This is a genomic window from Nitrosomonas communis, from assembly GCF_900114745.1.
In the GTDB taxonomy this organism is placed as follows: Bacteria; Pseudomonadota; Gammaproteobacteria; order Burkholderiales; family Nitrosomonadaceae; genus Nitrosomonas; species Nitrosomonas communis_A.
Genome location: NZ_FOUB01000004.1, coordinates 90,714 through 114,123, shown reverse-complemented (window position 1 = coordinate 114,123; position 23,410 = coordinate 90,714). Strand labels below are relative to the sequence as shown.

The following is a 23,410-nucleotide window of genomic DNA, read 5'->3' as shown; positions in this document are numbered from 1 at the left end:
TGTACCACGATAACCACTTCATACCGTCCTTTTCTAATACCATGACCCAATTATCTGAACAATAAATTCTATTATGCGTAAACGATAGGAAGCTATGCTGCCTGATATGCAGCAATCTGCCCGTGAATTGAGCGCGGGAGGCATAAAATGAAACGCATGTTATTCAATGCGACACAGCCAGAAGAGTTGCGTGTCGCAATTGTAGATGGACAAAAACTGATTGATCTCGATATTGAGACAATTGGTAAAGAACAACGTAAAGGCAATATTTATAAAGGAGTGATTACCCGCTTAGAACCAGGATTAGAAGCTGCCTTTGTTGATTATGGAGGAGACCGCCATGGTTTCTTGCCTTATAAGGAAATCTCACCCACCTGCTTCGGTGAGAGCCCTGATTTACCGAGTCATCGTATTCCAAGCTTACTCCGAGAAAGCCAGGAGTTGATTGTTCAAGTTGATAAGGATGAGCGTGGCACTAAAGGTGCCGCATTAACTACCTACATTTCCTTGGCAGGGCGTTATCTCGTGCTGATGCCCAATAATCCGCATAGTGGAGGGATATCCCGTCGCATCACCGCAGAAGAGCGAACTGAACTGCGTGATGTTATCTCGCACCTGCACATCCCGCCTGGGATGAGCATTATTGCACGTACTGCAGGCATTGGTCGCAATGAAGAAGAGTTACAGTGGGATTTAAATTATTTGACCCAACTTTGGTACGCGATTGAAGAAGCCGCTAAGAATCAAAGCGGTATCTTTCTGATTTATCAGGAAAGCAGTCTCGTTATTCGTGCCATTCGCGATTATTTCCATCATGAAATCGGTGAAATTCTAATCGATAATTCTGAAATTTATGAACAAGCGTGCCAATTTATGGCTCACGTCATGCCAGATAATGTCGATCGTCTCAAACTGTATCAGGATGATATCCCCTTATTCTCTCGCTTCCAAATTGAACACCAGATAGAAACGGCTTACTCCCGGCAGGTATCCTTGCCTTCAGGCGGAGCTATCGTCATTGATCATACAGAAGCGCTCGTATCCATCGATGTCAATTCAGCGCGAGCCATTCGAGGTGCTGACATCGAAAGTACCGCACTTAATACCAATCTGGAAGCTGCGGACGAAATTGCCCGGCAACTGCGTTTACGCGATTTAGGTGGATTGGTTGTCATTGATTTTATTGACATGGAAGTCGCCCGTAACCAGCGCGAGGTGGAATCACGTCTGCATGAAGCGCTCCATCATGATCGTGCACGTGTCCAGGTTGGAAAAATCTCACGCTTTGGATTATTGGAGCTATCTCGCCAGCGCCTACGTCCCTCTCTTGGAGAAAGCAACTATATCACCTGCCCACGTTGCCATGGCACGGGACATATACGGGGTACTGATTCATCCGCTCTGCATATTCTCAGAATTATTCAGGAAGAAGCGATGAAAGAGCATACCAGTGCACTGCATGTGCAACTTCCTGTCGATGTGGCTACTTTTCTGTTAAATGAAAAACGTTCTGATATCCATAATATCGAAGCACGCCTGAAAGTTAATATTATCCTCATTCCGAATATCTATTTGGAAACGCCAAATTATAAAATTAGTCGACTGCGCCAGGAGGATATTAAATCAACTGAAATGCAAGCCAGTTATGAGATGGTAGAGAAAGTTGCAGAGGAAATTATCCTTCCGTCGACAGTACAGGAAGCCAAGCCAACACGTCCACAGGCCGCAGTAAAAGGAATTACGCCCACGCAACCTGCGCCAGCACGTGAAGAAAAACCTCGCGAACAAGCCTCGTTTTTGGATAAATTCTTTGGCTGGTTCAGACCAACCAGCCATGAGCATGCGCCTGCAGAACCCACTCCACCCAGCCATAAAGAAAGATCCCAGCGTCACGAACGGGGTCGGGGACGTCGGGATCGTGGTCGCGGTGACCGCAGTAAAGAGCTACTTACTCATGAACAACGCAAGCATCATGATGTACATGAGCCTCTGCAAGAATTGCCCCAAGAGTCTGCGGGCATCCTGCTAGAAGAGCAGATTGTTTCTGAGCCCCATGGAAGAGCCGTACAGAAAAGTCGTGATAGTCAGCTTGCGCGAAGAAAAAAAGCTCATCCGCCGCATGAAGAAAAAATACATACAGAGGCAGAAGTACCGACCGAAAAAGGTATCGCGCCAGTTGAGACATTACCTGAGCAAACTGAAGAACGTGAAGAGCGTGGTCGTTCACGCCGCCGTCGTGGAGGGCGGCAGCATGATCGCTCAGAGCGATCACGTCTTCATAAAGTAGCTGAAGCTGAGGAAGCAATTTCCTTGGAACAAACTCAGCCTGAAAGTCACTTCAAAGATCAGGCACCAGCACCGAAACTCATTACTTTTAAGGCAGAAAGTATCCTCACTGAATTGAGTGACACCAGCGAAAAATCTGAATCAGTTGATCATTCTCCCGATCTGTCAGTAACAGCACCGCCTGCTCCCATTCCACAATTTGACTTGTCATTTGAGCACATCTCGGCGCCAGCAGCATATGAATTATCTGCGTCCCAACCCAGCTCACCTAAATCGGTTGAGCCATGTGCTGTTTCCGAATTCCCGGATTTGACCAAAAGCGGCTTAATCATGATTGAGACCGCCCCTGATAAAATTTCTGAAACAGTGGAAGATCTGACTTCTCCCAGAAGACAACGACGTAAGCCAGCAACCTTAAAAATAATTGAATCTGAGCCATTAATCCAGGTAGAGACAAAAGATTAATTTCCTGAATAAAAAATGAATGAGAATAATTTTCTTCTAAAGAAACCTGAGACAGACTGCCAAAAATGGGGCTGTGATTACTTAATTTAATAAGATAACGATATGAGCGATTTTCCTGAATACGATGAAATCCATGTCATTTCAGACATTCACATGGGTGGCAATAAGGTGGATTTTCAAATTTTGCGTGAAACCGAACGCCTCGCCAACTATATCGGTTGGGTCGGACAGCAACGGCCTGGCGGACACGTGGCATTGATATTGAATGGCGATATCATCGATACCCTGGCAGAAGACATTCACGGCTATGTTGCCACTGATGAAGCCATTGCCACTGTACAGCGAATCATGAAAGATCCCTCCTTTTCCGACATCTGGAAAGCTTTGGCTGATTTTGTCAAATTGGAAGGACGCACCCTGATCATCATCATTGGCAACCACGATATTGAATTATCCTTTCCTGTTGTACAACGTCTGATTATCACGTATCTGGCAGGAGCCGATCAAACAGCACGCGCACGTATTGAATTTTGCACAACCGGCGCAGGCTATACCTGCATGGTAGGAAATGCACGCATCTATTGTACCCACGGGAATGAAGTAGATGCGTGGAATTACAACCGTTACGAAGATCTGGCAAAAGTCGGGCGACGCTTGAATGTTGGCCGTTCACTTAACCCCAGCGAATGGTACCCAAATGCCGGTACGCGCATGGTTAAAGATGTCATGAATGACGTGAAGCGCAAGTTTGCTTGGATCGATCTGCTTAAACCAGAAACGTCTGCCGCCGTCGGTACCTTGTTGGTACTTGATCCGTCACAAGTCAGTAAAATTAATAAGCTACTACCGATTGTGGGTGAAAAAGTAGAAGGACAAAAGCAAATTGATCAACGGCTTTCCGCTGAAGGCTTTCAACAGTCCAGTCAGAATGCCGTCATCCCATTTACTGCCGATCGTTTATTGGGGCCCAACCTTAAAGCTGGCGTATTAGGCGCTACAGCAACTGGCACGCGTAGCGCTGATGAAATGTTGCTGGCTGCGGAAAAGAGCTTTAACCGAACGGATGCAAAGACAGTCGTAACCGCTGACAGCACCTTAGGCACACCCCAACTCATCTGGGATAATTTAACGGGTTGGATGAGAGGTGTCGGCAAAGATGAAGCACTGCGTCGTGCGCTTAAAGACTGGTTGGCAGACGACAAAACATTCGATATCTCCGATCAGGATGATACTTATAAGCAAGTGACGGCCGCTGTTGGATCATCCATTGACTTTATTATTACCGGTCACACGCATCTTGAACGTGCCATCGACATGGGAGGCGGACGCTATTATTTCAATAGTGGTACCTGGATTCGTTTATTACAGTTTACCGAAGCCATGTTGAAAGACACGGCTTCCTTCAAACCCGTATACGAGGTACTCATCAATGGAAAAATGGAAGCTATTGATCAGGCAAGTTTTGATAATCAGCCATTTGTGATGGACCAGACCAGCGCTATATCGATCAAAGAAGAAAGCGGCAAAGCAGTTGGGAGGTTGACCCATGTTGTGGGTAACGGCTCAGGCCTACCTCTTGAGATAAGAAAATTTCCGGAGTAATAATATGAGCACTATCCCCAGCAAAGCAATCCAAAAAGTCAAACTTGAATTTCTCAGACCGGGACCATCGCACAATCAATTGCTCTCCCCGCTTACGCCATATATTGCGTTATGCGGCGAAGAAGGACCAGTGACTGTGCAAATGCCATTTGAACACCGGCAATTATTAATGCGCCTGCGCAGGTTACGTTATGAATCCGATAAGGACCCTGCCAAGGATGAGCAGCGCCAGGCTGAAGTTCGTGATTTGGGTGAAGCGATTGGGAGAGTGCTCGGCCAGATTCCAGCGCTGCTTTCGGAATTGGGTAATGCAGCAGTGGAAGCCGGAAAACTGGTTCATCTGCGCCTTTCCTTATCTGCGTTTGAGCTCGGCCTGGTTCCATTCGAGCTTGCCGTCGGCGTGGACGGCTTTCCAGGCTCAGGCTCCCCGTTATTTCTACAAACACGTGCACCGATCTCAATCACACGGGAAGTCCGCCGCGGACGGCCTCTCCCTGTTAATTGGAACCGGCCACCGCGCATTCTTTTTGCTTTTGCAGAACCAGATGGACTTTATGTTCCCGCTCAATCTCATTTACAAGCCCTACGTTCAGCCATCGAGCCGTGGGTAAAAATCAGAAACCCAGGAATGGATAAGGAACGCGTGGAGGATGTTAAAAAGATTTTGACTGTCCTACCCAATGCGACCTTGAAACAGATCCGTGAAGCATGTGCCCAAACTGAGTATACTCATGTACACATTCTGGCACATGGTGCACCATTGGAAAATTCCGGTAATAAACGCTATGGCGTAGCGTTAAGTAGCGATCATGATCAAAGCAAAGATATCATTGATGGCGAAAGGCTTGCCATTGCGCTGACAGCTCGTGATTCGTCGGGAAATACAAAATTCTGCCCGACGCTCGTCACGCTCGCAACCTGTGATTCAGGCAATATCGAATCAATGCTTACCCCCGGTGGCAGTATCGCACATGAGCTGCATGCTGCAGGTATTCCCTGGGTGATTGCATCACAGTTCCCACTATGGATGAGAGCCTCGGCGATTGCTGCCGAAGTACTTTATCAACGACTACTTGATGGCAATGATCCGCGCTGGGTCATCTATGAATTACGTCAGCGCTTACGTACCGATGCAGCAGGCACTCATGATTGGGCTAGTATCGTAGCTTACGCTACCGTACCATTAAATTTTGAAGACCAGGTCGATGCCTTCCGCGACAAACAAATCAGAAGACGACTAGAAGTCAAATTCGATCGTATCGATGAATTGGTAGGTGCTAATGCCGACATTGAACAAACTCAGCAAACATTCAGTTCTGCTGAGCTTGGAGAAGAAATCGGTTTCTTGTGCAAGTCTATTCGTAACGAACTCAAAGTATGGCGTGAAGCGCCTGAAGCAGTAGCGTCTTTCGAAATCAAAGCCGAACGTCTCGGCATGAGTGCAGCTAGTGAGAAACGTATTGGAATCGCCTATTCATTGCTTGCGAATAACCACGCGGCTGATCTCAGCAAGATTCCGAAGTGGGCAAAGGAAAGCAAAAAAGCCTATGAAACTTCTCAAGGATTCTATCGCGAAGCCTTGGAATTCGAGCCGCATAATTATTGGGTTATGACGCAATATCTTTCCATTACCGCAATACCTGCATTAACTAATAGCGCAGCTTTTAAATGCTTACCAGAAAATTATGGTCAATGGTGGATCACAGCTCGCCAAATTGTCGAGTGGGAGTTGAATAAGGCCAGCGGAGATAATCGGGCGTACATCTTAGCAACGCTGGCCGAGCTCGCTTTACTTGGGGTAGCCTATGGTGGACCAGATTTCAATGATCAACACGCAAAAGAGGAGATTATTCGTTATTGCAGTGAGATGCGGGCACAGCTTGGCCCTGATGAATTCCCGCTCCTGTCAACGCAGCGTCAATTCAGGCGCTACATCAGGTATTGGGATAGAGAGGAATGGAGAGATCTGGCCTATATTGCCTTGGAGGCGTTAGGGGGTAGACTATCAGAAGAATCTCTGGAGGATTGATTAGCGGTCAACCTTGGTATCGCGTCGGCGCCATTACCTTAACGTACGAAAGCAGTATCTCTTCCAGAAACAATTTGGCGTTGAGAGGATGGCGCGCTAATTGCTGGCTCGTGATCAAATTGCGCCAGAAGCTGGCAAGCAGCTTGGGATCTGCAGTTGAAGCCAATTTCCTTATAGTTGTTTCTTGATGCACATGGTAGCGAATTTTTCCCGTGGTACAAAAGCATACCAAGTCATAGCACCACTTTTGTAACCAGTTGACAATCTCTGGCAAATCCAGTTTATGCAGACTGTTGGCCAGAGAAATAGGATCAAAGCTGGCGGGCATGCTGATTTTCCGGATAAAATCAGCATGCTGACTAAAATAATCGTGATGGCTGAATGCCGCAGCCTGCAAAGGTGAGGCACCTGACAGAGCCAGACAGATATCGGCATGTTCTATTCCCTGCTGTGTCAACCAATTGCGCGCAGTAGCCGCATCAGGTATGGGCAGAGTAATATGCTGGCAACGACTACGAATGGTTGGCAGCAAATCTTGCGAGCGATGCGCTACCAGAATGAAAAGAACATTGGAGGGAGGTTCTTCGAGTTTCTTCAATAAGGCATTGGCTGCCGCTACATTCATGGCTTCTGCTGGATGAATCAGAATCACCTTGAGTCCATCCTGGTGACCGGAAAGATAGACGAAATCGTTCAGCGCTCGCACTTGCTCAATGGTAATATGTTGACTGGGCTTTTTCCCTGATTTGGCATGCTCTGCATCTTGCCTGTCTATACCGCTGCTTGCGGGACCCGCTTCACCAGACGAGTCAATAAGTGCTTCTGGTGTCATTAAATAAAAATTTGGATGGGTTTCCTGCTCGAACCATTTGCAGCTTGTACATACACCGCAGGCAACTTGTTCCACCGTTATCTGCGTACACAATAATGACTTGGCTAGGCTTCGGGCGAAGCCTAGCTTCCCTATTCCTTTTCTGCCTTTCAGCAGCAAGGCGTGTGTCTTCAAAGCAACCGAGCTTCTCACTTGTTGCCAAATAGTATATTGCCAGGGATAAAACTCATTCATCTGCATCTCTAAAGATCCATTGTGCGAGCGAATCACTTCTTCATCGGCGCATCTTCTTCCATTTCTAAATCAAAAATGACGCGAAGGCGAGCCGCGAACAGTATAAATAATACGGCAAGATGAAGCTGACAAAGTCAGTTTTGATTTAGAAATGGAATTCGCTCATTTCTCGCCTATCTGTCTGATATGTAGTTTCGTTGAAACTCACTTCGTTCATTTTCAAAAAAATGAATTTTAATCATACCTTATCCTAAGGTAGATTCAACCAAATAATGCTTTTTGGATAATACCTTGCAAGGCGATTGTCACCTCATGCAGCGGTTGGCTTGCATCGATCAAGCAGATTCTTTCAGGAAATTGCTGCGCTCGTTGTAGATAAGTTTCGCGCACCTGGAGAAAAAATTCATCCTGTTCTCTCTCGAACCGATCGGTTATTTTGGCCGATTGCACACGCTCTCTCGCCATTTCTATCGGCACATCGAAATATAATGTCAAGTCAGGCTGGAACACGCCCTGTACCCATCGTTCCAGTATTTGTAACTTATCGAATGTTACCCCTCTGCCCCCCCCCTGATAAGCAAAACTCGCATCGGTGAAACGGTCCGAAATGACCCACTCCCCTCTATGGAGAGACGGCAGAATAACTTTATCCAGATGCTCCCGCCGTGCTGCAAACATCAGCAATGCTTCCGTTTCCGCATGCATGTGCTGACCAGGATCGAGCAGCAAGGTGCGCAATTGCTCACCCAGTAAAGTGCCACCTGGCTCACGTGTTGTCACGACATCGATTCCTTTGTCTTCTAAAAAATTTTCCAGCCAGATCAAATGGGTACTTTTTCCTGCGCCATCAAGACCTTCTAGAGTGATGAATTTTCCCTGCTGCATGGGTAGCCTGCTTATCTAAATGTTCATAAATAAAATTCGCCTAAATCAGCTTTGCTTTATTATATTATCCAGTAAGTTAAATTTCCTGCCCAAAATGAAAGAACTTATGGAGATCAATACTGCCGGCTATCTTGAGAACGTGCGTTTCATTCCTTCACCCAACTATGATGAGCGTCCCCCTGGATGTGACATCAGTTTATTGGTAATACATAACATCAGTCTGCCACCGAACAAATTTGACGGAAATAGCGTAATCGAGTTATTTACCAACCAACTTGATCCGCAAGCGCATCCCTATTTTGAATCATTGCGCGATCTCAGAGTTTCCAGCCACTTTTTCATTCGCCGCGATGGGGAAATCATCCAATTTGTTCCGTGCATGCTGCGCGCCTGGCATGCCGGGGTTTCCAATTGGCAAGGCAAGGAACGCTGTAATGACTTCTCCATCGGGATTGAACTGGAAGGAAGCGATGCCCTACCCTTTGAGCCCATCCAGTACGATCAGCTCATTGCGCTCACAATATCTTTGCTCAAGGCCTACCCCATTACCGATATTGCAGGACATGCTGATATTGCCCCCACGCGTAAAACCGACCCAGGTCCTTATTTTGATTGGGGGCGCTATCACAGGGGATTCTCTAGCGATGATATTCACCAGCACGTTCAGGTTGGTAGGTGACTTCTACGATGCGAACGCGCAATACGCCACCGCCAGGTTTTGGCCATTCAATTTCATCTCCTTGAGAAAGACCCAGCAGCGCACTACCGACCGGTGCAAGAATTGAAATCTTACTTCCGCTGGCGTCAATGTCTTTAGGATAGACTAGTGTTAATTCAAATTCTTCAGACGAAGATTCAACTTTAAACCTTACTGTAGAATTCATGGTCACCACAGTAGGTGGAACATCTATCGGATCGACTACTTCCGCTCGCATCAGTTCAGCCTCTAATTCATCCTTACCCGGGAAAGCATTGCTGGGTAATGAATCAATAAGGCTCTCCAATCTCTCCGCATCAAGCGCTGAAATGATAATTTTTGGTCTGGTTTTCATTTTTACTCTCTTGGCTTTTGATTAATATAGCTTATCCACATAATGAAAGAAGAGCTCATCCTGTTTCTAAATCAAACCTAACTTTGTGGGTTTCCCCTTGCCGTATTATTCTGCCTGGGCTCGCCTTCGTGTCATCTTTGATTTAGAGTGGAATAATAAGCAGACAGGGGAAACGCGAACCGCGCACCATGCTCCCATCGAGACGACAACAGATTTATTGATTAAACGATGTTTTATCAAATACCGATTTTATCGAAACTTTGTTATCACAGATTTTCAATACGATAATTGGCAACCAGTCTAAATTCACTGCCTGGTTGTATCGTGATACGATCCGTGGCAGCATTAGTCGTTTCAACGCACAACATGCGCAGATAATCGTCATCTTGCAAGTCGGCCATCTCTGCCGAAATTTTGGCCCATGGATTCCACACCACAGCCGTTTGACTGCCTTGAGAAGCGATATAAATCCGGCGCTTCAGGGCAGGATCATGCACGATAATATCGTCTAAGACATCCAGGTAAATGCGATCCACTTCCGAGCTAATGGTCACAGCACCTGATTGCATTTTTTGCTGCCCCCCATCGGCTTTGTCGAGGTATTGCCTGCCCTCCAATCCTGAAACACGTATTTGATGAATATCGCCCACACTGAAATAGGTGTGAAAGGCTTGCGTAATGGAGAATGCCTGATCTCCAGTGTTGCGTGTCACTAGGACTAGATTAAGCGTTTCTCCCACTATAATTTCTAGCCTCAAAATAAAGGCATGTGGCCAGATAGCCTGCGTCTCTGGTGTATCTGTCAATCCTAAAACCACTTGAGTATCGCCATTAGCCGTCACGCTCGTTTCAATCACGTCCCACATGCGGTTACGCACAAAACCATGCGCCGCGCGGCCTTTTTCTTCTGGATCAGGACCAAACCAAGGCCAGCAAATTGGTATGCCCCCTTTAATTGCTTTTCCTGCCTGATAATAAGCTTTCTGGCTGAGAAACATCAAATCATCTGTTTTACCAGCAGGCTGAAAAGAAAGCACTTGACCTGCGTAGACCGAAATCAATGCACTAGACTTAGCGTTTTTTACTCGAATAAATGGAAAACCACCCTGTCCTTCAAAAAACTCAACCTGACCAGCAATCCCATGATCTCTATTTAATTGTGCAATACCCATTTTTTACCTTATTTTTTGTTGCAATAAGTTTAGAATGATAAACTCAAACCCAAACTTCATAAACTGCTATTAGTAACTGCTATTAATAAATCCTCGCGCTTACTTTTAAGGATATGCCATGGCTCACACTTTATTCAACTCACTGCAATCGCTACCATTCCCTGATGGCAAAACTGCGCAATTTTATTCCTTATCAGCGTTGGAGGAAGCCGGTCTTGGTAAGATATCACGACTTCCTGTCTCCATTCGTATTGTGTTAGAGTCGGTGTTGCGTAATTACGATGATAAAAAAGTCACAGAAATGCATGTTCGACAGCTGGCTGGCTGGCAGCCAAATGCCGTTCGTACGCATGAAATTCCGTTTGTGGTTGCGCGTATCGTGTTGCAGGATTTCACGGGTGTGCCGCTCCTGGTTGATCTGGCGGCCATGCGCAGCGCGGCAGAGAGGCTAGATAAAGATCCCAAGCGTATTGAACCGCTGGTACCGGTTGATCTGGTAGTTGATCACTCCGTTCAGGTCGATTACTATGGCGATAAAGAGGCACTCGCACGCAACATGGAAATGGAGTTTGTCCGTAATGAAGAACGCTACCAATTCATCAAATGGGGCATGCAGGCATTTGATACTTTCAAGGTTGTCCCACCCGGTATTGGTATCGTGCATCAGGTCAACCTGGAATATCTGGCACGCGGTGTGCATCAGAAAAATTGCCTGATTTATCCAGACACGCTGGTCGGCACCGATTCGCACACCACCATGATCAATAGTATCGGAGTAGTAGGCTGGGGTGTGGGCGGGATCGAAGCAGAAGCTGGCATGCTAGGGCAACCGGTTTACTTTCTCACCCCGGATGTCGTCGGTGTCAATCTAACTGGCCAGCTACGTGAAGGCGTAACTGCGACAGATTTGGTTTTGGCCGTTACTGAAATGCTGCGTAAAGCAAAAGTAGTCGGCAAATTTGTAGAATTCTTTGGTGAGGGTACCGCATCATTAAGCTTACCTGATCGTGCCACCATCGCTAACATGGCGCCCGAATATGGCGCCACCATGGGCTTTTTCCCAGTTGATGACGCCACTCTTCAATACTTTAGAAATACTGGCCGCACAAATGAAGAAATCGATGCATTTGAAACCTATTTCAAGGCACAACGGCTATTTGGCATGCCAAATAAAGGAGATATTGACTACAGTCAGGAATTGCAACTAGATTTGAATTCAATTATACCTTCGCTGGCCGGACCAAAACGCCCGCAGGATCGCATCGCAATTGGCAATCTTAAATCAACTTTTACTGAGCTTTTCAGTAAACCCATGGCAGACAATGGATATGGCAAGCCAACGGAAGATTTGGCTCGCACCTATCCCACCCGAGATGCCACCTACCCGAATAATGAAGTATGCGTCACCAGTCCGATGAATCAAGATGAAGCCACTCTTCCGCCTGGCTCTGAGAGAAATGTGTCTGAACTGCTCAATAATCGCCCCACCCAAAATACCATCCAAGCCAATGATAAAAGGAATTACTCAGCGGTGCTGCAGCATGGCGATGTTTTGATTGCTGCGATCACTTCCTGCACCAACACTTCTAATCCTACCGTATTAATCGCTGCTGGATTGCTTGCCAAAAAAGCGGTTGAAAAAGGTCTGAGTGTTAAACGTCATATCAAAACCTCACTTGCACCGGGCTCGCGCGTGGTGACAGAATATCTCATTGCTGCAGGCTTACTGCCCTATCTGGAGCAACTTGGTTTCAATCTAGCGGGTTATGGTTGTACCACCTGTATTGGCAACTCCGGACCGCTGCCAGAGCTGATCGAAGAGTGTGTCGTCAGAGAAGATCTCATTTGTTCAGCCGTTCTCTCAGGTAATCGGAATTTTGAAGCAAGAATACATGCTAATATCCGTGCTAATTTTCTGGCTTCGCCCCCTCTGGTAGTGGCTTATGCTATCGCAGGCACGGTATTAAAAGATCTGGATACCGAACCGCTAGGTGTAGGAAAGGATAATCAGCCCGTCTGGCTGCACGATATCTGGCCAAGTAGCGCGGAAATCGCATCTCTCATGAAATTTGCTACCCAAGCCGATACTTTCCGCCAGCTGTATAGTGATTTCACCAAAGATAATCCCCTTTGGAATAACATCACTTCGGTCACTGGCAAGCTCTATAACTGGCCAGACTCTACTTATATCGCCGAGCCACCTTTCTTCCAGGATTTTCCACTGCAACCAGCAGTACCTAACAACAAGCCTGGCGGCATCATTGGTGCGAGAGCATTAGCGATCTTTGGCGATTCCGTTACCACTGATCACATCAGCCCGGCTGGCGCTATCAAGGAAACCTCGCCGGCAGGTCAATATCTGCTCGCCAATCATGTTACTAAAGCAGATTTCAATAGTTATGGTTCTCGCCGCGGTAATCATCATGTCATGATGCGCGGCACTTTTGCCAATGTGCGCATTAAAAATCTGATGGTTCCTGGAAGTGAAGGTGGGATAACATTATTCCGTGACAGCAATACTACTGATGGCGAACAAATGCCCATCTACGATGCGGCTATGCGATATATCGCTCAAAATGTACCTACCGTGGTATTTGCTGGCAAGGAGTACGGCACGGGCTCAAGCCGTGATTGGGCAGCCAAAGGTACTCAGTTGTTAGGAGTCAAAGCTGTTATTGCGGAAAGCTATGAGCGTATCCACCGGAGCAATCTGGTCGGCATGGGGGTTCTACCTTTACAATTCATGGGCGATAATAATGCCTTGTCCCTTGGCATCAAAGGTGACGAACAATTCGATATTGTTGGCATCGACACCATTCAACCCCAGCAAGAAGTTACCCTCGTTATCCATTTCAAAGATGGCAGCCAGCACCGCATCCCGTTGCTCTGCCGCATTGATACCGCAATTGAAGTCGATTATTATCGACATAGCGGTATTTTACCTTATGTACTCAGGCAGTTACTGGTGAGTTAGAAAATATTAATGCGCGCTGGAGGATATCCTCCAGCTTGTCTGAGCTAATAAGATCATGTACCACAACTGACTTAAAGGTATTTAATTGCTACTAGCATCTGGCAATATCTCACTAAATGATCATCTTGGCTGCCACGAGGTACCCCAATATAAGCCTAACAAGCAGTTAAATCTATTTCCAAATCAAACATGACGCGAACGCGATCCACAAATAGTATAAAAATAATATGGCAAGGAGAAGTCAGCAAGTCTAAATTTGATCTAGAAATGGAATAAATCCTTGCTTACGTTGTTTGAGATTTTTGTAACCTATCATTTTATACAGCATTAGAAATAACGCAGTTTGTGATTTTGATCACTATCTTATTGAGGCTCATTATGAGGTATAGCTGTTGGTTGCTTCTCAGCGATCCGCACAGCGCGGTGTAACTGCCAGGCAAAGGAAGCTCTGCTGAAGGCCCAGAATGGGGAGAGAGGTAACCCCGCCTCTCTCAAGGCGTAAGCTGCATACTGATGACAGGTATGGAGAGCATGGTACGAACGTTTTGCAGGATAAAACAAAGAAGTCCCAAAAGCAGTTACAGAGTTACGGTCCGCTATCGTAGCATCGAGGTGATGGCGTAACCGCTGGTAACCTTCCTCACTCAGTCGAAATATGAAAAGATCAGAAGGAGGCTGAGGCGTACGATTGGCCCACACTTGATCATACCAGCCAACTTCAACCACTCCTTCTGTTGGCCAAAAAAGCGCTCGCATCACCCCAGTCAGACCCCATCTTCCTTCTAAATACCAAGCTCGCTCGGCATAGCCCCACTCCTCGAAACGTTGATTGCGAATGAAGGGCAGGACATGGCCTAGGGAAGAAGGCAATTGAGGAAATTGATGTTCTTCTTGATGTGCACTATTCACTGTCATTTCCTCGCTTTGAGGGAAAGCAATCATTGCATGCCATGTATCAAGCGATACATAAACAGTGCGTGCAGCGGAATCGGGAGGGGGTGGCCATAAGTTTTCAACAGGAAAGGCACAGGCCGTGAGCAGCGCGCTTACGCTTATTAAAAGAGACATCGCTGCATCACGAGTAAAATTTTTCATCGTTGTACAATCTGAGTCAAATTTCGATACAATAAAAAAAGATTAAAAAATAAGATTATCGTCCGCTATCATTGGAACTACTCTAAATAATTCCATTGCATTTGCTCTCTAGCTAGATTTGCATCTTGCCGTTTGATGCGGAAAACACATATCTTGAATTATTCCATTTCTAAATCAAAACTGACGCGAAGGCGAGCCGCAGACAGTATAAATAATACGGCAAGGAGAAGCCGACAAAGCCGGTTTTGATTTAGAAATAGAATTAGCCATCAATCAACTTGAGAATTGCCAAATATAATGAACATACTCATTACTGGCGCAACTGGATTCGTAGGCCGGCACCTGGTACAGCGCCTCAAACAAGACCATCATACCATTAAGGTCCTCAGCCGGAATGCGGCGCGTGCAAGCCAAAAACTGGGTGTACCAGCCTTTAGCTGGAACTATGCAAAAGAGGATGTGCCCGCTGAAGCATTAGAAAATATTCAGATTATCATCCATCTGATGGGCGAAAATATAGGTAGTGGCCGCTGGACTAAAGAACGCAAGCGCGAAATGTATGATTCACGAATAGTAAGTGCCCGCAAGCTGGTAGCCGCAGCCCCTGCCAGTCTGGAATGCTTCGTCTGTGCCTCAGCTATCGGCATCTACCCAGGTGAAGGAGATGATGTTTATAATGAATCCTATAACGTACCTGCCCAAGCAGGTTTTATGCAGACCATCTGCCGAGACTGGGAAGCAGAAGCTGCAAAAATTGAAAACAAGGGGGTACGTCGGGTAAACATACGGACGGGTATAGTATTGGGTGATGGCGGCATGCTGGATAAACTCCTGCCCTTATTCAAAATAGGATTAGGTGGACCGGTCGGTGACGGGCGCCAATGGCTTCCATGGATTCATATTGATGATCTGGTTTCGATATACAGCAACGCTGCACTGGATACGCGCTATCATGGTCCGATAAATGCAGTTTCACCCAATCCGGTTCGATACGGCCAATTTGCCGCTGCGCTTGGCAAGACGCTGCACCGGCCAGCGTTCTTTCCTACGCCAGCTTTTGTACTAAAACTGGCATTAGGTGAAGCAGCTGCTCTTGCGCTGAACAGTTATCACATCGTCTCTACCAGATTACTGCAAGTATATAATTTTAAATTCAAATTTACTGATTTACCGACAGCGCTAGAGGATTTATTTGGCGAAGGATAATGCCGGGTTGTGATAAATAGACGCGCTTGAAATAACAACACTGCAGTCTGTTTTCTGGTTTATGTGAGATATATGTCCAGATGGCAATGTGAGTCTCTCGCAAGCCTTGATAGTTAATCGACCAGTCTTATCCATTCTATTTTTGATACAAACATTTTGGGTAACCTACCCCATGACAATGCACTCACCGCGACCATCCACGATAATTTACAAACAAACGAAACGCGCCTATGAGCGCTGTCTGAAAATTTACCGGCATGCAGGGAACGAAGCTAAATAACGTGAGTTCGACATAAGAATCATTACACCATGGCTGGAAGAGCTTTAGGGAACTTGATATTAAGTGAGAATTTCTTGTCGTAGCTTTCTTCGCCGTGACGCCGTTTCAGCGATAACTCCAACAAGCGCTGCTCCTACCATGTCTCAAGCCCTTTAAGAAAATCGTCAATCGCACAAAAAATCACTGCTATAGTATATCCATCGAAATCTGAACATTCCATAAATCGCTTCATCATAAGAAATTTGGTTCCTTTTACTGCTTTTTTTATGTTGAATTCACGTTATTTTTAAAAGTTGCTCAACTAATTTATGAAGACGCTTTGTACCATCATCGTGAACTGATAGAGTTAGTAAGATCAGTATTTTTGGCTGGGAAAGAAGATGACCTTAAAGCAAGTATTCGCGTTTAACAATCAGTTTTACCCAGTATAATGGGCTCCAGTCGGTATCCGCAAATATGCCCGCTACTAAAGTTGCAGCAGCAGAAACAAGAGGCGGTATCAGTAAGAGCCCATGAGTTTCCCATCGCCCCCTGGCATAAATACGTTCTTGTACCCAAGTTTGAGGCTGAGTTTTAAACCAGAATCGATACATGATTGGCAAAAAATAAGTTGCATTAAAGAGGCTCGAAACAGTTAACACCCCGCTTGCCCACATCTGATCTGCTATCTCTGCACCCTGGTTGAGATAGAGTTTACTAATATAGCCCGCTGTCAATGGTGCCCCAATCATACCAAGTGCAGCTATGCAAAAAGCTATTGACGTCCATGGCATGCGCCATCCCACCCCATTCATCTCGCTTATTTTATGGATACCTAAAGTCTCAGCATAATTACCAGCGCAGAAAAAGAGGGTAATTTTCATGATGCCTTGATGAACAAGATGAACAATTCCGCCAATAGTACTTACTGGGCTAAATAAACTCACTCCAAGAATAATATACGAGACTTGGCTAACAGTTGAATAAGCAAGCCGTCGTTTTAGATCGCTCTGCCAAAGAGCACGCAGCGATCCCCAGATAATGGTAATCGAAGCCGCTATAGCAAGTGGTATGAGCAAATTCATGCTTTGCAAGTATTCCACACCATAAACTTCATATACAATTCGTATGATGCCAAAAGCTCCTGCTTTCACGACTGCCACTGCATGAAGCAAAGCTGATACTGGTGCTGGCGCCACCATCGCTTGCGGCAGCCAGCCATGTAACGGCACCAGGGCAGCCTTTACACCCAATCCAATAATAAGTAACAGAAAAATTATCTGTAACTGAGGTGAATATTTTGAATCCAATACGGCTACTACACCACCATAAATAAACTCAAATTGGCCCAGCAAACTGTACAACCAGATTATAGCTACCAGCAATACTGCCCCACCAGAAAGTGTATAGATCAGATAGATATTTCCAGCGCGAATAGCTGCTTCTGTACCTCGGTGCACCACCAGAGGATATGTGGATAGCGTCAGCAGTTCATAGAAAATGAAGAAAGTAAACAGATTACCCGCCATTGCCACACCCACAGTAGCGGTAACACAAAGACTGAAGAAACCAAAAAAACGGCTACGATGAGGCGAGCGTTCTAAATAACCAACAGCATAAAGGGTCGTCAAGAGCCATAATGCTGCTGACAAGGTGGCAAATAGTGCAGCTAGTGCATCTACCTTTAGTACTAGCTCCAGATTAAGTAATAAATTGTAACGCAAAATGTAGATCTGGCCATGCTGAATGCCCCATAGCATGTATCCTATCAGCAGCAGCTTGAGAATTGCTCCCGTCAGATTTAATAGGGTGCGCAAGCGAATGCGTGACTCTGGCAGAAAGAAAATGATCACTCCTGGCACCAGAGAACTGGCCAGAACGAGCAAAAGTAGACTCTCGTTGACGCTCAACCCGCCCCCAATATATTTAAAACATTATTAGATGCAAAACTCAACGACAAGCTAATAAAAGTAAGCAAAAAAGCAGGCCATTCCAGAGAAGGGTTTACAGGTCTGAATTTCATCTCCGCTGCTGCTGGCAACAAAGCCTGACGCAACACTTTAAATACATACCCTGCACTCAGCAATCCTCCCAGAATCATCACGACTACCCAGCCCCATTGACCACTACTCACAGCACTGCTAATCAGCAACCACTTAGCTATAAAACCCCCGGTAGGGGGTAACCCCATCAGAGTTACTCCTGCTAAAGCAAAAGTAAACAAGGTAAGTGGTAAACGGCTGGAAATTCCGCTTAGCAGTGCTATGTCATCCTTGCCCATCGATAGTATCATTACACCAGCAGCGGCAAACATTGCTGCCTTGGCTAAAGCGTGCGCCACAAGCTGAATCACACCGCCTTGCATTGCAATTTCGGCCGCTTCTGAGCCAACCTCAGTAATCAAAGGAAAAAGTAAGAAAAAATAGCCAATCTGAGCTACAGTAGAATAAGCTGCCAACATCTTCAGTCGTGTTTGGTTAAATGCCATAATTGATCCCCACAGTATGGCCACCGCACCCAGCCCTCCCAGCAGTTGAGCTGCTTGTATGGTCGCCAATGGAGCATACAAGCCAAGCCACATGCGCAGGATAAGATAAAAAGAAGCTTTAATAACTAATGCCGAAAGCAAGGCTGATACTGGTGTCGGCGCCCCACCATGAGCTGATGGTAACCAGAAATGAAAAGGGAATAAAGCTGTTTTAAGCAATAATCCGACCAGCATCAATATAGCTGCGAGGAATACTGCAACAGAAACTTCATTTTCAATTAATGGCTCTAGCACAGCTAATGCTACACTGCCATAACTTCCATAAATCAGCGCAACACCAGCCAAATAAACACCTGAACCAAGCAGAGTAACCAGCAGGTAGCGTATGGCCGCCAATATCGACCTTGTATTCCCTGCCGTTCCTACTAGTCCAACTGCTGCCAAGCCTAATAATTCTAGAGTAACATATATATTGAATATATCAGCAGACATGAATAGCGTATTCAGAGCTGCTAACAGTAAACCGAGCATTGGCCAAAAATAACCGACACCCTCAACATTATGAGAAAAATAGGAACGCGCATAAATTCCTAGCGGCAAGATCACCACATGGGTAAGTAATAACATTACACTAGCCAGACCATCCACGTGCAAATCAATTCCCAGAGGAGCGCTCCAACCACCCACGGCATAATACCGATCCTTTTCCGCGACAACCTGCCCTACCAATAATGCTACCAAAGCTAGCTGAATTACCAAACATACGATCGCTAATCGACCTCCCCGCCCCACACCTAGCAGAAAAGATAGCAATCCCCATAGTAAAGGCAGCAAAATCAACCAAGGTATAGGATCGCTCACTTGGATGCGTCTCCTTCTTTATTTCTTTCCCTCGTTATGAGTTTTTCCTCGGTTTGATCTAAGCTTTTCGAATTCGCTACAAATTGCGCCTTGCTGGTAAGATACAATAATCGCCGAACGAAGGCTAAAGCCAAAGCCGTAGCAGCAACAGCCACAACAATTCCAGTGAGAACCATGGCCTGTGGTATTGGATCAGGTATATTATCGTGCTGTCCTAAACCCACCAGCATAAGAAATACACCACTACCCATGATATTAAAAGCTAATATTTTGCGTAGCAGATGAGGCAGCAGAATTAATCCTGCCACACCACAAACAAACAATGCAGCGCCGACACAGGCATAAATAAGTGCACCTGTCATTCATCAGCCTTCTTATTATTTACTTCATCAGATAGTAATAAAAAGAATCCCGCCAGAATGAGACCAAGAGATAAGGTAAGTCCCGCCTCAATTATCAATATAAATATACCGGCCAAAGTGATTGGATATTGCAGTAGCAAACCAGGTGATAGAAACAATGTCATTGCAGTGATTAGCAAAAACAACAGCAAACCGAAGATAAATCCTAGGCGGAGACTCCAGGACGGCTCTCTCCAGGTGGGTAATAAGCCAGACAAATTAAGCAATACACCTGCTGCAGCAAGAACAGCAGCCGCTTGGAATGCGCCACCTGGTTGATATCCCCCTACCCCTAGCAGGTAACCTGCCACCAGAACCATCATCGGCACAAGCACACGTGCTGACCACAACAGAGCTTGCAAGTAGGGCTGGTTTAAGCGAATGCTTATACTTAAATTTTTTGGTTTACGTTTTTTTGTTTGATCTAGGACCCCTAGCAAAGCTAATAGCAATACCATTACTTCCAGTAGCGTATCAAAACCACGAAAATTGAGTAACACCGCCGTTGTTGGATGTCTTACACCCGAAGCATCAAGTTGTATCAGTACCTGCTCGGATAAATGAATGTGATTTGAAACCGGCAATTCTAAGATAGCCCAAATCAGCGTTAAACCCAAAGTGGCAGAAAAAAATATAACTACAGCATTAAGCAAGCTCTTCATCGACATAGCTTTAATGGCTTCTGCGTAAATATCCTATTGTATCCAGCAACAGTGCCCCAGTAAGGCCAGCACCAATTGCAGCTTCAGCTAACGCGATATCTGGAGCATCAAGTCGAACCCAAGTCAATGCCATAAGTAAGCCAAAAATCATGAATAACACTACTGCATGAAATAAATCTGGAGTAATCAGTGATTTTAAAGCAATCCAAAATAAAACCGTAGCCAATAACATATCCAGAATCAAGCTGCTCAAATTGTATGCTCCTTCGCTCTCCATGGAATGATTCCTCTCTTCATCGCACGTCTGGCAATTAAGAAACTTAGAGTGGAGCTCGCAACCAAGGCTAGTAACCAGATTAGAATAATCTTCAAGGCAATTACTAGTTCTGGTGCTTGAAATACTAAGCCGATACTGGTAAAGCCCAGTCCCAGATTATCCACTTTGGCTAAGGCATGCAATCGCGTATAGACGTCAGGAAAGCGCAGCAATCCTATTGTGCCTGCCAAGAAAAAAATAGCCCCCACCACTAAAAAAACAATACTGCATAATTCAAGAATGCTCATTTTTTTCCTCTTTTGTTCGCCAAGCACGCTGGGCAAAGACCACGCCAGAGATGACTGCGAGCAGAGAAAATATTAAGGCAACATCTAAAAGTATCAGTGCCTCTTCAATATAGGCTAATAATAACAATATCGCCACGCCGGACGTACTGAACAGTAAAGCTGCCAAGAGACGATCCGCAGTTGTAGGTCCACGTGTTACCCGCACTAAAGCAATTGATAAATTGACAAGTATAAATACCGCCAAGAGTTGATTAAGACTATTCATGATTTTTTCAGTTCCAAGCGCAGCATGTGTGCAATCTTTTCTTCAATACTTCGTACTTCTGTTTCTATAGATTGCCGCTCATCCAGCACATGTATATATAAACTGCTTAAAGTGAGATCTACACTCAATGTGCCTGGTAGCAAATTTAAGGTATTAGTTAGAATCGCTCGCCCCAAACCCTCTGGTAAACGTGGAGTAATGGTAAATATGTTGGGATGAAGATCAGGATTCGGGCGTATAGCCATACAGGCTACAGCAATACCGCCTTTCAGCGATAATCCAAAGAAATAGATTAAAAAGTGGGCAAAGCCTGTGAAGGAGAACCTAAATTGATTCGGCGGCAGTAAAATGAAGCTAGTCACCAAGGCCAACGAAATACTGATCAAACCCACAAACCAACTGTCTGTCTTACCTTCTATCAAAATCCACCAGACAGCGGTAAAAAACATTGATCTATAAAGAGTAGTCCGCAAGAGCGAAATCATATTCTTACCTCAAGAGAATTGAACAGCTTTAACAGATCAGCCGGATACCGCCCAATTCATATACGAGAGTATTATCGAGTAATAGATAACATTGCTTCCCATAGCTTCACCTGCCCTTGAATATATTTTCTTCCAGGATGAGTACAAGCCAGGAAGAGATCATTCATAAACTGCCTTTCTGAGTAAAAGCAAGCAAGCCAAGAACACCGCAGCTTGTTTATGCATTGCAGAATTGCCTGATCATTCTCTAAAACGGAGAAATCAATTTCTGATAGAGTCGTATATAGAAATTCTGCATCAATTGCTCTTCTATATTTTCTATAAATTTGCAATAGGTTTTATTGAATTCTACTTATGCAACTTCTTCTTTTAACAGGCTATAGCGTTGGTGAGAAAACTCTTCTTTTATAAAATCATGCAAGTATTTACAATAGAAAACTACTAATCTCGCACAACCATGGTATCACACTCCAGTAAATGTAATAGGTTTTTAGCTGTACTTCCAATCATGGCTTTAAGCAATCCTTTGCGACCTTGTGTACCGAGCACCACAAGATCAACTTCCTCATGGCGTACATAATCGCACAGCAATACTTCCGGGTATCCTTTTTCAATTACACGATGAAGACGATTTATAACTGATGGTTCTAATGCCATTTCAGCAAGGAAGCTGTCACACTGACTGCTGGCGGTAATTTTCCGCTTCTCATTTACTAATGCGTCCCCTCCCAAACTAGCACCCTCATAGGTGTGGAAAAGCGTTAGTTGTGTATCACTAAACCAGCGCACCGCAATCTCAAGAGCAGGTCGCGAAGCTGGCGAGAAATCTGTTGCATTACCACATGCCGATACGGCCCTCGAACACGGCGGCGCACAATCAATAATGGAATCGATAACTCTTGCAGTAACTCATCTAGGGCGCTTCCAAATTGAGTACGGGCGAGAGGCTCATCGCGTCCTACGCCAGTGATAACTAAATTGCTATTTTCTCTGAGTGCAGCTTCAAGAATGATTTTGTGGGGCACACCTTCAGCCATGTATATCTCAGCGTCAATGTTATCTGCCTCTAAATCCCTATTTAATCGACGTGATGCAATTGTCCGGTAATCCTCTGGACGGCGCCACGAAGGTAGCTCTTGCGTAATCTTCGCATAGCGAGCAGCATAATCAGGATCAATTGCATGCACCACTAGTAATTTAGCTTCCCAGGCTCTAGCTAATTGCGCAGCACGGTCCAATGCACGATCACATCGACAGCTAAGATCGGTAGCAAGCAGTAGGTTATGATCAACAGAATTATCTTCCATAAAATTAATTCCTTAAAAATAGCTATCATAGCTAACCAGTAACACCAATTTAAGTAATGAAGCATCAAGTATTTGTAATTACAAAGGGTTTAACTATTAGCCTCATATACCGTTAGTTTTTTTACTTCACACTAAGTTTCTTAATGTAGCGTGAGTCGGCATAAAAGAAACTGTAAAAGGAACCTAAATTCTCTATGGTGAAAGGATTGTGGAAAAGAGTTTCATCATTAGAGATGAGAGGAATCAGATTCCGATGAAGATTATAATAATAATTTTTTGTGCGATT

At 45.3% G+C, this 23,410-nt stretch carries 21 protein-coding genes; 6 read left to right on the top strand and 15 right to left on the bottom strand.

The window, feature by feature from the left end; translation table 11 throughout:
* Positions 1 to 147 precede the first annotated feature (147 nt).
* The 3 genes from BM122_RS03095 to BM122_RS03085 all read left to right on the top strand — a co-directional run bounded on the left by BM122_RS03095 (position 148) and on the right by BM122_RS03085 (position 6,382).
* The gene (locus BM122_RS03095) at positions 148 to 2,751 is read left to right on the top strand and encodes an Rne/Rng family ribonuclease (RefSeq protein WP_074903551.1); all 2,604 of its coding nucleotides are present in this window, start codon (positions 148 to 150) and stop codon (positions 2,749 to 2,751) included.
* 102 nt (positions 2,752 to 2,853) lie between these two features.
* Positions 2,854 to 4,353 (top strand): metallophosphoesterase, encoded by a 1,500-nt coding sequence (locus tag BM122_RS03090; RefSeq protein ID WP_074903549.1) that lies wholly within the window; start codon positions 2,854 to 2,856, stop codon positions 4,351 to 4,353.
* Between the two features lie 4 nt (positions 4,354 to 4,357).
* A complete protein-coding gene (locus BM122_RS03085; RefSeq protein ID WP_074903548.1) occupies positions 4,358 to 6,382 on the top strand; it encodes a CHAT domain-containing protein in 2,025 nt (674 codons plus the stop codon).
* A 7-nt stretch (positions 6,383 to 6,389) separates the two neighbouring features.
* Here BM122_RS03085 and holB read toward each other — a convergent pair whose 3' ends face one another.
* A complete protein-coding gene (gene holB / locus BM122_RS03080; protein WP_074903610.1) occupies positions 6,390 to 7,448 on the bottom strand; it encodes a DNA polymerase III subunit delta' in 1,059 nt (352 codons plus the stop codon).
* Between the two features lie 261 nt (positions 7,449 to 7,709).
* Positions 7,710 to 8,333: a dTMP kinase gene (tmk, locus tag BM122_RS03075; protein WP_074903546.1), complete on the bottom strand. Its 624-nt coding sequence runs from the start codon at positions 8,331 to 8,333 to the stop codon at positions 7,710 to 7,712.
* A gap of 106 nt (positions 8,334 to 8,439) precedes the next feature.
* Between tmk and ampD the strand changes: the two genes are divergently transcribed.
* Positions 8,440 to 9,012: a 1,6-anhydro-N-acetylmuramyl-L-alanine amidase AmpD gene (gene ampD, locus BM122_RS03070; protein WP_074903544.1), complete on the top strand. Its 573-nt coding sequence runs from the start codon at positions 8,440 to 8,442 to the stop codon at positions 9,010 to 9,012.
* Here ampD and rnk read toward each other — a convergent pair.
* A complete protein-coding gene (gene rnk, locus BM122_RS03065; protein ID WP_074903543.1) occupies positions 8,972 to 9,385 on the bottom strand; it encodes a nucleoside diphosphate kinase regulator in 414 nt (137 codons plus the stop codon). The genes ampD and rnk overlap by 41 nt on opposite strands.
* Before the next feature lie 266 nt (positions 9,386 to 9,651).
* Positions 9,652 to 10,557: a D-hexose-6-phosphate mutarotase gene (locus tag BM122_RS03060; protein ID WP_074903541.1), complete on the bottom strand. Its 906-nt coding sequence runs from the start codon at positions 10,555 to 10,557 to the stop codon at positions 9,652 to 9,654.
* Between the two features lie 118 nt (positions 10,558 to 10,675).
* On the opposite strand from BM122_RS03060, the gene BM122_RS03055 reads away from it, so the two are divergent.
* Positions 10,676 to 13,531 (top strand): aconitate hydratase, encoded by a 2,856-nt coding sequence (locus tag BM122_RS03055; protein ID WP_074903539.1) that lies wholly within the window; start codon positions 10,676 to 10,678, stop codon positions 13,529 to 13,531.
* A 363-nt stretch (positions 13,532 to 13,894) separates the two neighbouring features.
* Here BM122_RS03055 and BM122_RS03050 read toward each other — a convergent pair whose 3' ends face one another.
* Positions 13,895 to 14,626 (bottom strand): DUF2459 domain-containing protein, encoded by a 732-nt coding sequence (locus tag BM122_RS03050; protein ID WP_074903537.1) that lies wholly within the window; start codon positions 14,624 to 14,626, stop codon positions 13,895 to 13,897.
* A gap of 297 nt (positions 14,627 to 14,923) precedes the next feature.
* Here BM122_RS03050 and BM122_RS03045 point away from each other — a divergent pair, with 297 nt between their 5' ends.
* Positions 14,924 to 15,832, top strand: coding sequence for a TIGR01777 family oxidoreductase (locus BM122_RS03045; RefSeq protein ID WP_074903535.1), 909 nt, complete (start codon positions 14,924 to 14,926; stop codon positions 15,830 to 15,832).
* A 666-nt stretch (positions 15,833 to 16,498) separates the two neighbouring features.
* Here the strand turns inward: BM122_RS03045 and BM122_RS03040 are convergent.
* The 10 genes from BM122_RS03040 to BM122_RS02995 form a co-directional block, all read right to left on the bottom strand.
* The gene (locus tag BM122_RS03040; protein WP_074903533.1) at positions 16,499 to 18,001 is read right to left on the bottom strand and encodes a proton-conducting transporter transmembrane domain-containing protein; all 1,503 of its coding nucleotides are present in this window, start codon (positions 17,999 to 18,001) and stop codon (positions 16,499 to 16,501) included.
* Positions 17,998 to 19,440 (bottom strand): complex I subunit 5 family protein, encoded by a 1,443-nt coding sequence (locus tag BM122_RS03035; protein ID WP_218151972.1) that lies wholly within the window; start codon positions 19,438 to 19,440, stop codon positions 17,998 to 18,000. Before BM122_RS03035 ends, BM122_RS03040 begins: the two co-directional genes overlap by 4 nt.
* Complete coding sequence (locus BM122_RS03030; RefSeq protein WP_074903529.1) at positions 19,437 to 19,802, bottom strand: NADH-quinone oxidoreductase subunit K; 366 nt, start codon at positions 19,800 to 19,802, stop codon at positions 19,437 to 19,439. The genes BM122_RS03035 and BM122_RS03030 overlap by 4 nt, the downstream gene beginning before the upstream one ends.
* Positions 19,799 to 20,425 carry an MnhB domain-containing protein gene (locus tag BM122_RS03025; protein WP_177198031.1) on the bottom strand — a complete coding sequence of 209 codons (627 nt, stop codon included), beginning with the start codon at positions 20,423 to 20,425 and terminating at the stop codon, positions 19,799 to 19,801. Before BM122_RS03025 ends, BM122_RS03030 begins: the two co-directional genes overlap by 4 nt.
* A gap of 88 nt (positions 20,426 to 20,513) precedes the next feature.
* Positions 20,514 to 20,756 carry a Na(+)/H(+) antiporter subunit B gene (locus BM122_RS03020; RefSeq protein ID WP_218151971.1) on the bottom strand — a complete coding sequence of 81 codons (243 nt, stop codon included), beginning with the start codon at positions 20,754 to 20,756 and terminating at the stop codon, positions 20,514 to 20,516.
* Positions 20,753 to 21,067: a monovalent cation/H(+) antiporter subunit G gene (gene mnhG, locus BM122_RS03015; RefSeq protein WP_074903523.1), complete on the bottom strand. Its 315-nt coding sequence runs from the start codon at positions 21,065 to 21,067 to the stop codon at positions 20,753 to 20,755. The genes BM122_RS03020 and mnhG overlap by 4 nt, the downstream gene beginning before the upstream one ends.
* On the bottom strand, positions 21,054 to 21,332 hold the full coding sequence (locus tag BM122_RS03010) for an MrpF/PhaF family protein (protein ID WP_074903521.1): 279 nt from the start codon (positions 21,330 to 21,332) through the stop codon (positions 21,054 to 21,056). The genes mnhG and BM122_RS03010 overlap by 14 nt, the downstream gene beginning before the upstream one ends.
* Positions 21,329 to 21,817 (bottom strand): Na+/H+ antiporter subunit E, encoded by a 489-nt coding sequence (locus BM122_RS03005; RefSeq protein ID WP_074903519.1) that lies wholly within the window; start codon positions 21,815 to 21,817, stop codon positions 21,329 to 21,331. The genes BM122_RS03010 and BM122_RS03005 overlap by 4 nt, the downstream gene beginning before the upstream one ends.
* Before the next feature lie 441 nt (positions 21,818 to 22,258).
* Positions 22,259 to 22,606: a universal stress protein gene (locus tag BM122_RS03000; RefSeq protein WP_074903517.1), complete on the bottom strand. Its 348-nt coding sequence runs from the start codon at positions 22,604 to 22,606 to the stop codon at positions 22,259 to 22,261.
* Positions 22,579 to 23,124, bottom strand: a complete 546-nt coding sequence (locus BM122_RS02995; RefSeq protein ID WP_074903515.1) for a universal stress protein — start codon at positions 23,122 to 23,124, stop codon at positions 22,579 to 22,581. The genes BM122_RS03000 and BM122_RS02995 overlap by 28 nt, the downstream gene beginning before the upstream one ends.
* Between the last annotated feature and the right edge of the window lie 286 nt (positions 23,125 to 23,410).